This window comes from uncultured Jannaschia sp., from assembly GCF_947494025.1.
Lineage (GTDB): Bacteria > Pseudomonadota > Alphaproteobacteria > Rhodobacterales > Rhodobacteraceae > Jannaschia.
This window is the reverse complement of record NZ_CANLTQ010000012.1, coordinates 70,049-78,140: the sequence shown is the minus strand read 5'-3', so window position 1 is coordinate 78,140 and position 8,092 is coordinate 70,049. Positions and strand designations below refer to the sequence as shown.

Sequence of the window (8,092 nt, the reverse complement as noted above, 5' to 3'; positions counted from 1 at the left end):
GGCTTGCTCATGCGTCCCGCCTAACCGCATGGATTCACCATGTGAATCGTCCGAAGTCAGAGTTCTGCAACAATGCCAAACTGCTGTACAAGTGATCCACTGGTCAGCCCGTTTGATCTTCTATCACCGCCCCCAGGCGCTCCGAGATCGTTCTGGCCATTCGCATCAGCGTCGTCACCACCGCTTCGTCCGCCTGCGGGCTTCTTTCCGAGGCGGGGAGGCTGACGGCGACGCCCGCCACCGCCTTGTTCGAAGCGCCAAGAACAGGCGCGCCGAAGCACACCATCCCATCGCTGACATACCCGAGGTCCAGAGAGTACCCTCTCTCGCGGGTCTGCCTCACTAGATCGAGTATCTCTTCAACGGTCCGGGGGGAGCTTGGCGTCAGCGCTTCGGGAAGCCCCTCCCGGAACCTGTACCGAATCTCTGAGTCGTTCATCTGGCTCATGAAGGCATGCCCGGTCGCCGTGAATGCCATCGGCAGGCGCATTCCGACGCGAAAGCCGAACCAGGGTGTGTGCTCTGAGTTGCGGGCACCGATGTACACCACGTCGTTGCCCTCGAGCATCGACAGAGTAATGGTCGCCCCCTGCAGCCTCGCTGTGCCTTTGTCCCAGATCCGTGCAAATTCCGCCGCGACGTCGCTGCGCTCGGAGAACGCAGTAGCCCACCTCATGACATGTGGACCGATAACGTAGGTCTGACGCGGGGTGCGCCGAAGCAGGCCCTCATCGACGAGCGTGCGGGTCAGCGCGTGGAGCGAACTCTTCGCGATCCCGAGCCGGTCGGCCAGATCGGTCAAACTCAGAGTGTCCGGTTCTGCCGCGATAAGATCCAGTACCGCGGCCGCTCGCGCCACGGCAGGAACGGCCGGTTTCGCGCTCATTGTGGTTTCCTCTCAACTTGTCTCGCCTGCATCGGTTTCGGATCGTATGCCTGTTGACGCAAAGCGCTGCGGCAACGTATCCGTCAAATGGAGTGGCGTCCAATATAGTGAACTGTGGTCGAATACAGGTACGACGTCTTAAATGAAGATCCTCCTTCGAGACCCATCCCTGTTCAGGACAGACGCCTACGTCAACGGCGCGTGGGTCGGCGGCGGCTCCCGTTCCGTGGTCGTGAATCCAGCCGACGAACAAGTTGCAGCCGAGGTTGCGGAACTAACTCGTGCGGATGTCGCCGAAGCCATTGCGGCTGCTGCGGCTGTCTTTCCGAAGTGGGCGGCCATGACAGCTAAGGAGCGGTCGGACATCCTGCGTCATTGGGCCGACCTGATGGTGGCGAACGCCGATGATCTTGCGCTCATCCTGACGGCCGAGATGGGCAAGCCGCGTGCCGAGGCACGGGGCGAAATCACCTATGGCGCCTCGTTCCTCTACTGGTTCGCCGAGGAGGCGCGGCGCGTCTATGGCGACACGATCCCGGGCCACCAGCGCGATAAGCGGATCCTCGTCCTGAAACAGCCGATCGGGGTGGCTGCCTCGATCACGCCCTGGAACTTCCCGAATGCGACGATCGCGCGGAAGGTGGCTCCGGCCCTCGCCGCGGGCTGCACCTTCGTCGCCCGCCCGTCCGAGCTGACGCCACTGTCTGCCCTCGCCATGGCCAAGTTGGGCGAGCGTGCGGGCTTGCCGCCGGGGGTCTTCAACGTCGTCACCTCGACCGACGCCATCACGATCGGGCGGGAGTTCTGCGAGAACCCCGCCATTCGCAAGCTCAGCTTCACCGGCTCGACGCGGGTGGGGCAGATCCTCATGGCGCAGGCGGCGCCCCAGATCATGAAGCCCAGCCTCGAATTGGGAGGCAACGCGCCCTTCATCGTGTTCGACGACGCCGATCTCGACGCCGCGGTCGATGGCGCGATGATCGCCAAGTTCCGCAATGCCGGGCAGACCTGCGTGTGCGCGAACCGTATCTACGCCCAGGCAGGCATTCACGACGCGTTCGTTGAGAAACTGGCCGAGCGGGTCGCCGCGCTGAAGGTCGGGAACGGGACCACCGAGGGTGTCGAGGTCGGGCCGATCGATGATCAACGATGCGGCGGTCGAGAAGGTACAGAGCCATCTGGCCGACGCGCAGGACAAGGGCGCGACCATCGTCACCGGCGGCGGCGCTGTCGAAGGCCTCGGCCCTCGCTACCTGCAGCCGACGCTTCTGACGGGCGCTGTCGCAGAGATGCGCCTGGCACGCGAGGAAACATTTGGTCCGCTGGCTGCCGTCTTCCGGTTCGAGACCGAGGACGAAGCGATCAGCGCGGCCAACGACACCGAATTCGGGCTTGCCGCGTATTTCTATGCCCGCGACCTGTCGCGTGTGTACCGGGTGATGGAGCGGCTCGAATACGGGATGGTCGGCGTCAATGCCGGCCTGATCTCGACGGCCGAAGCGCCCTTCGGCGGGGTGAAGATGTCGGGGCTCGGCAGGGAGGGGTCGCGCTACGGGATCGACGAGTATCTCGAGCTCAAATACGCGTGCCTGTCGGTCTGACGGGACGTAAGTTTTCAAGGGAGGAACGAAAATGCACAAGACAATCATACCGCTCTGCCTTGCCGGGACGTTGACGGCGACCGGCGCATGGGCACAGGACGACACGATCCAGATCGGCGTTCCCGTGTTCCTTTCGGGTCCGGCGGCGGGCGCCTTCGGCCAGCCCGAGCGCAACGCGGCCGAGCTTCTGTTCGACTCGATCAACGAAGGGTCGGTTCCTGCGCCCTATGACAGCGAAGGAGTCAATGGCCGCACGATCGAGGCGACCTTCTCGGACGAGGCGTCCGACGCCGTCGTCGAATATCGCAACCTGGTCGACCGGAATGGCGCAGAAGTCGTCATCGGCTATACCTCTTCTGCGAACTGCAAATCGGTCGCTCCGCTGGCCGAAGAACTACAGACGCTCACCGTTTTCGTCGATTGCGGCACGCCGCAGATTTTCGAGGAAGTGGTCACCGACCCCACCTACGTGTTCCGCACGGGCCTTACCGCCACGACCGATGCCGTAGGCGCGGCCCGGTATCTTGTGGACACGGGCGTCGATCTGAGCCGCGTCGCCGGGATCAACCAGAACTACGCCTGGGGCCAGGACAACTGGCGGGATTTCACCGGCTCCCTCGAGGCGCTCGAGACGGGGTCCGAAATCGTCTCGGAACAGTTCCCGCAGGTCTATGTCGGGCAGTACGGTGCCGAAGCCTCGGCCCTGCTCACGTCGTCGCCCACGCTGATCTTCTCGTCCTTCTGGGGAGGCGATCTTGAAGCGTTCGTGTTGCAGGCTGCGCCGCGCGGCCTGTTTGCGCGCTCGCAGGTCATCCTGACCACGGGCGAGGCGCTGTTCCCGACCATTCCTGACGAACTGCCGGAAGGCACAATCATCTCGGCCCGCGGCCCGTTCAGCGTCTTCGCGCCCGAGAACGAGTTGGCCGAGTGGTTCCGCACAGCCTATGCCGAGCGCTTCGGCCAAGAGCCGACATACCCCGCCTGGAAGATGGCGCAGGCTGTGCTTGGCGTTAAGGCCGCCTACGAGAAGGCCGGCGAAGGGGCCGACAGCACGGCTGCGGCCGAAGCGATGGAAAACCTCGAGTTCGAAGCTCCGTCGGGCACCGTCCGGATGTCGCTGGGGAATGGGCATCAGGCCGCCCAGAGCATCAGCTACGGCACCTACGTCCTCGAAGATGGCGAACCCGGAGTCGAGAACGTCATCACCTACAGCGCCGAGTGCATCAACCCGCCCGCCGACCAGACCGCGGCAGAGTGGATCGCCGCCGGTTTCCCCGGAGCCGAGTGCGACTGATCGCAAGCTGACGCAGGCGGGCGCCTCGGGTGCCCGCCTTTCCCTTGGCGGACGAATGACATGCAGAAATTCACGGCCATCATGCTGGATGGGATGAGCTACGCCGCATGGCTGTTTCTCGTCGCTGTCGGGCTTACTCTGATCTACGGGGTCATGCGGATCCTCAACATTGCCCATGGTGCGTTCTATGCCATCGGGGCCTATGTCTGTGCATCCGCACTTGGCGTCTACTACTCGCTCGGTCTGCCCGGCGTCTTCGCCTTCGCCCTGATGGGCGTCGTGGCGCTAGTCGCAGGGTTGATTGTCGGTCTGATCGTCGAGCGTGGCGTTCTGCGCAACCTGTATGGTCGGGACGAAGTGCTGATGGTCCTTGTGACCTACGCGCTGTTCCTGATCCTGGAGGACGCGGTGAAGCTCATCTGGGGCGTCAAGAGCTACTTCGTGTACCAGCCCTACGCGCATTTCGGCTTCATCGAGATCGGCGGCCTTCCCTACCAGGTGTACGATCTGCTCATCGTGGCGCTTGCCGTCGTCATGGGGATCGCCCTGTGGTTCTGGCTCGAACGTTCGCGAATGGGCCGCATGACGACCGCAGTCGTCGCGGATCGTGAAATCAGCGCGGCAATGGGCATCAACGTGAAGCGCGTCTTTGCCACGACCTTCGCGATCGGGACGATCTTTGCCGTGGTCGGCGGCGTGGTCACGGCACCCAAGATTGCGGTCACCCCCGGCATCGGGGTCGAGGTCATCATCCTCGCCTTCGCCGTGGTCGTGATCGGGGGGCTGGGGTCGATCCCGGGTGCGGCGATCGGCGCCGTTTTCGCCGGCTATGCACGCGCCCTGTCCGTCCACCTGGCCCCCGAATTCGAACTTTTCGCCATCTACGCTGTCATGGCCGTCGTGCTGGCGATCCGGCCTCACGGGCTTTTCGCCCGCGCATCGGGACGCAAGATATGATGAAGACAGATTTCCGGCGCGAGCCGCTGCACATCGCGATCCTGGCGGGCCTTCTGATCCTCGGGTTCTTCCTGCCGGACTGGATGCGGTTCCTGCTGCAGACGGCGCTGGCGGGGGGGCTCGTGGCACTCGGCGTGGCGCTGCAGATGCGGGCGGGGCTCGTCAATTTCGGACAGGGGCTCTACTACGTGCTCGGTGGCTACGCGGTCGGCATGCTTGCCGCGAAGGCGGGAATTACGGACGTCTTTCTGCTCCTGATCGCTGCGATTGCCATTGCAACGGTGGCGGGCGTGGTGCTGGGCCTTCTCCTGTCGCGCTACCGCGAGATCTTCTACGCGATGCTGTCGCTTGCGGTGTCGATGATCCTCTACGGTCTGCTGGTGAAGGCGGCCTGGCTCGGATCGACGGACGGGTTCAACATTCCGGCTGTCACCTACCTGGGCTGGACGCCGGATCGGACGGTGCGGCCGGATGTCTACTACATCACCACGGCCGTTCTGACGGTCCTGGCGTGCCTGGCGACAGCCCGCTACCTGACCTCCGGCGCCGGGATGCTTTGCGAGGCAGTGGCCGAGAACGAGATCCGCCTCGAGTACCTGGGCGCGAGCTCCCGCAAGGTCGCCTTCATCGCCATAGTCGTTGCAGCCGCGCTGTCGGGTCTGGGCGGCGGACTTTTCGCCATGTCGACCGGCCACGTCGACCCGTTGATGACCAACTGGACGACCTCGGGCGGCTTCGTCTTCGTCGCGCTCCTTGCCGGGCGCGGGTCGACCATCGCCCCGGTCATTGGCTTCTTCCTGCTGGAACTCGTGCGGACCTACGCGCTCGATTTCGCGCCGAACGCCTGGCAGATGATCCTGGGGTCGGTGATGCTTGCCGTCATCCTGCTTTTGCCGAACGGTCTGTGGTCCCTCACCGAATGGAGGAGGAAGGCATGACCGATCCTATTCTCGTTACGGAAAACCTGGAAAAGCGTTTCGGCGGCGTCGTCGCGGCGAGCGAGATATCCCTGTCGCTCTACCCGGGCGAAACCGTTGCCGTGATCGGCTCGAACGGCGCGGGCAAGACCACCTTCGTGAACATGGTGACGGGCTATCTCAAGCCATCGGCCGGTGCGATACGCTTCCGTGGCCGCGACATCACCGGCTCCACTCCGCGCAAGACCGCGCAGGCCGGGATCCGCCGGTCGTTCCAGATCAGCCAGATCTTCCCGCAGCTTACCGTGCTGGAGAACGTGATGATGGCCGATATCGCCGCCGCCGACGGAAAGGGCGGCCTCTGGGGTGCGGCGCTGACGAAGCCCCGGATGGATCGCGGGCGCGCCGTTCTCGAGCGTTTCGGCCTCGAGAGCCATGCCGATACCGAGGTCGGCACCTTGCCGCAGGGCGTCAAGAAGCAGCTCGACATCGCCATGGCGGCGATCGACGATCCGGCGCTCATCCTGCTGGACGAGCCGACCTCCGGCGTCTCGGTCGACGAGAAGATCGAGATGATGGACCGGGTCATCGATCCTTTGAAGGGAGGAGGGGCGACACTTCTCTTCATCGAGCACGACATGGACATCGTGACCCGCTTCGCCGAGCGCACGGTCGCGTTCTACGAAGGACGGATTCTTGCGGACGGCCCCACCGACGAGGTTCTCGTCGACAAGGAGGTCAAGAGATACGTGATCGGAGGCGTCCATGCTTGAGACCCGCGCGCTACGGAGCAGCATCGCAGGAACACAGATCCTGCGCGGCGCAGACCTGATCGTCGAGCAGGGGACGACCGTGGGCCTCGTTGGCCGCAATGGTGCCGGCAAGACGACCTTCATGCGCTCGGTCATGGGCATCCTTCCGCCGGACGGCGGCGAAATTCACGTGGATGGAACCGACGTCACGCGCGAGCCGGCCCATACCCGTGCCGCAATGGGCATCGGATACATGCCCGAGGATCGCCGCCTGATACCCGAATTCACCGTCGAGCAGAACATCCTTTTGCCCCTGAACGCGCTGGGGGAAGAGATAGAGCGCGCCCGCCTCGACTGGGTCTATGACCTCATGCCCGAGATCGGCCGGTTCGCCGATCGCAAGGCGATGTCCCTGTCGGGCGGGCAACAGAAGCTGGTCGCGCTCGGCCGCGCGCTGATCGTCGGCCGGAAGCTCCTGTTGCTTGACGAGCCGTTCGAGGGCGTCGCACCAGCCCTCGCGCAGCGGCTGATCGAGGTGATCGGCAAGCTGCGCGGCGAAGGTCTGTCGGTGCTTCTTTCGGAATCCGACCATGTCCACTCGGCGGACCTTGTGGACGGTCTTTACGTCATCGAGCGGGGCGAGATCGAGAAGAAGACCGCGACGGCGGCCTGACCGATCCCGCCTGATCGCAACGCAGTGGGAGGAGAAGACCAGATGAGGATGATACTTTCCGCGGCCCTTGCCGCATCGCTGAGCCTGCCTGCCCTGGCAGAGCAGCACGACCACGCCGAAGGCACCTGGCACCCGTCCAGGTACGGCGCCGATGACGAGATCGGCGCGGCCAACCTGTTGACGCCCGAACTCGTGCAGCGTGCCGCCGGTCTGGTGACGGACGGCAAGACGTATGCTCTTGGTATTCCGGTCGGGCCAAACACGCCCGGCTTCGGGGTCCGCGAATTGGACATCAACATCTTCATGCCGGGGCAGGAGGGTGGCGCGTCCCTTGGGTCGAACAAGATGACCTATGTCGACGACGTCATCATGGGCTGGGTGGGCCTTGGCTCGCAGATCGACGGTCTTGGCCACCTTGGCATCGACAACGTCTTCTACAACGGCAACACGCCGGCCGACTACATCACCACCGGCGGCCTGACGAAAATGGGCGTGCACAACATTCCGCCCATCGTCACCCGTGGCATCGTCCTCGACATGGCCGGCCAGGCCGGGACGGAGATGATGGAGGAGGGGACCTTGATCTCGGCCGAGGATATCCAGGGCGCGCTCGATGCGGCCGGGCTGTCGATCGAGGAAGGCGACGTGGTTCTCCTGCACACCGGCTGGCTCGACATCATCGAGAGCGACCCCGAGCGTTTCGCGGTCGGTGAACCCGGGATCGACGACGAAGGGGCCGCGTGGCTGGCCGAGCAGGGCGTTGTTGCGGTCGGTGCGGATACCTGGGGACTCGATGCCGTGCCGCATCCCGATGGCCTGGTCTTCCCAGCCCACCAGGAGCTTCTGGCCAAGAACGGCGTCTATATCCTTGAGAACATGGCGACGGGCCAGCTTGTCGAGGATGGCGTGAGCGAATTCATGTTCGTGCTCGGCCAGCCGCGGTTCGAGGGCGCCGTGCAGTCCATGATCAATCCGGTCGCGATCCGGTAAAGAGCAGACAGGGGAGAGGTTC

The 8,092-nt window shown here is 64.2% G+C and carries 7 protein-coding genes and 1 pseudogene; 7 read left to right on the top strand and 1 reads right to left on the bottom strand.

The genetic code is table 11. The annotated features are described in order from the left end of the window. Positions 1-103 precede the first annotated feature (103 nt). Complete coding sequence (locus Q1B08_RS13930; protein WP_299819959.1) at positions 104-886, bottom strand: IclR family transcriptional regulator; 783 nt, start codon at positions 884-886, stop codon at positions 104-106. Positions 887-1,028: 142 nt separating this feature from the next. Here Q1B08_RS13930 and Q1B08_RS13925 point away from each other — a divergent pair. The 7 genes and pseudogenes from Q1B08_RS13925 to Q1B08_RS13895 all read left to right on the top strand — a co-directional run bounded on the left by Q1B08_RS13925 (position 1,029) and on the right by Q1B08_RS13895 (position 8,070). Further along, positions 1,029-2,487: pseudogene (locus Q1B08_RS13925) on the top strand (NAD-dependent succinate-semialdehyde dehydrogenase). A 70-nt stretch (positions 2,488-2,557) separates the two neighbouring features. Further along, positions 2,558-3,781 (top strand): ABC transporter substrate-binding protein, encoded by a 1,224-nt coding sequence (locus tag Q1B08_RS13920; protein ID WP_299819956.1) that lies wholly within the window; start codon positions 2,558-2,560, stop codon positions 3,779-3,781. A gap of 60 nt (positions 3,782-3,841) precedes the next feature. Next, complete coding sequence (locus Q1B08_RS13915) at positions 3,842-4,738, top strand: branched-chain amino acid ABC transporter permease (protein ID WP_299819953.1); 897 nt, start codon at positions 3,842-3,844, stop codon at positions 4,736-4,738. Next, positions 4,735-5,676, top strand: a complete 942-nt coding sequence (locus tag Q1B08_RS13910) for a branched-chain amino acid ABC transporter permease (RefSeq protein WP_299819950.1) — start codon at positions 4,735-4,737, stop codon at positions 5,674-5,676. The genes Q1B08_RS13915 and Q1B08_RS13910 overlap by 4 nt, the downstream gene beginning before the upstream one ends. Further along, complete coding sequence (locus tag Q1B08_RS13905; protein ID WP_299819947.1) at positions 5,673-6,428, top strand: ABC transporter ATP-binding protein; 756 nt, start codon at positions 5,673-5,675, stop codon at positions 6,426-6,428. Before Q1B08_RS13910 ends, Q1B08_RS13905 begins: the two co-directional genes overlap by 4 nt. Then, complete coding sequence (locus Q1B08_RS13900; RefSeq protein WP_299819944.1) at positions 6,421-7,080, top strand: ATP-binding cassette domain-containing protein; 660 nt, start codon at positions 6,421-6,423, stop codon at positions 7,078-7,080. Before Q1B08_RS13905 ends, Q1B08_RS13900 begins: the two co-directional genes overlap by 8 nt. Before the next feature lie 42 nt (positions 7,081-7,122). Beyond that, positions 7,123-8,070, top strand: coding sequence for a cyclase family protein (locus Q1B08_RS13895; RefSeq protein ID WP_299819941.1), 948 nt, complete (start codon positions 7,123-7,125; stop codon positions 8,068-8,070). The last annotated feature ends 22 nt before the right edge of the window (positions 8,071-8,092 follow it).

What these genes read in the sequence shown, in the direction of transcription:
- Q1B08_RS13930 (WP_299819959.1), bottom strand. Translation starts at nt 886, where the DNA reads ATGAGCGCGAAACCGGCCGTTCCTGCCGTGGCGCGAGCGGCCGCGGTA.
- Q1B08_RS13900 (WP_299819944.1), top strand. Translation starts at nt 6,421, where the DNA reads ATGCTTGAGACCCGCGCGCTACGGAGCAGCATCGCAGGAACACAGATC.
- Q1B08_RS13910 (WP_299819950.1), top strand. Translation starts at nt 4,735, where the DNA reads ATGATGAAGACAGATTTCCGGCGCGAGCCGCTGCACATCGCGATCCTG.
- Q1B08_RS13895 (WP_299819941.1), top strand. Translation starts at nt 7,123, where the DNA reads ATGAGGATGATACTTTCCGCGGCCCTTGCCGCATCGCTGAGCCTGCCT.
- Q1B08_RS13905 (WP_299819947.1), top strand. Translation starts at nt 5,673, where the DNA reads ATGACCGATCCTATTCTCGTTACGGAAAACCTGGAAAAGCGTTTCGGC.
- Q1B08_RS13915 (WP_299819953.1), top strand. Translation starts at nt 3,842, where the DNA reads ATGCAGAAATTCACGGCCATCATGCTGGATGGGATGAGCTACGCCGCA.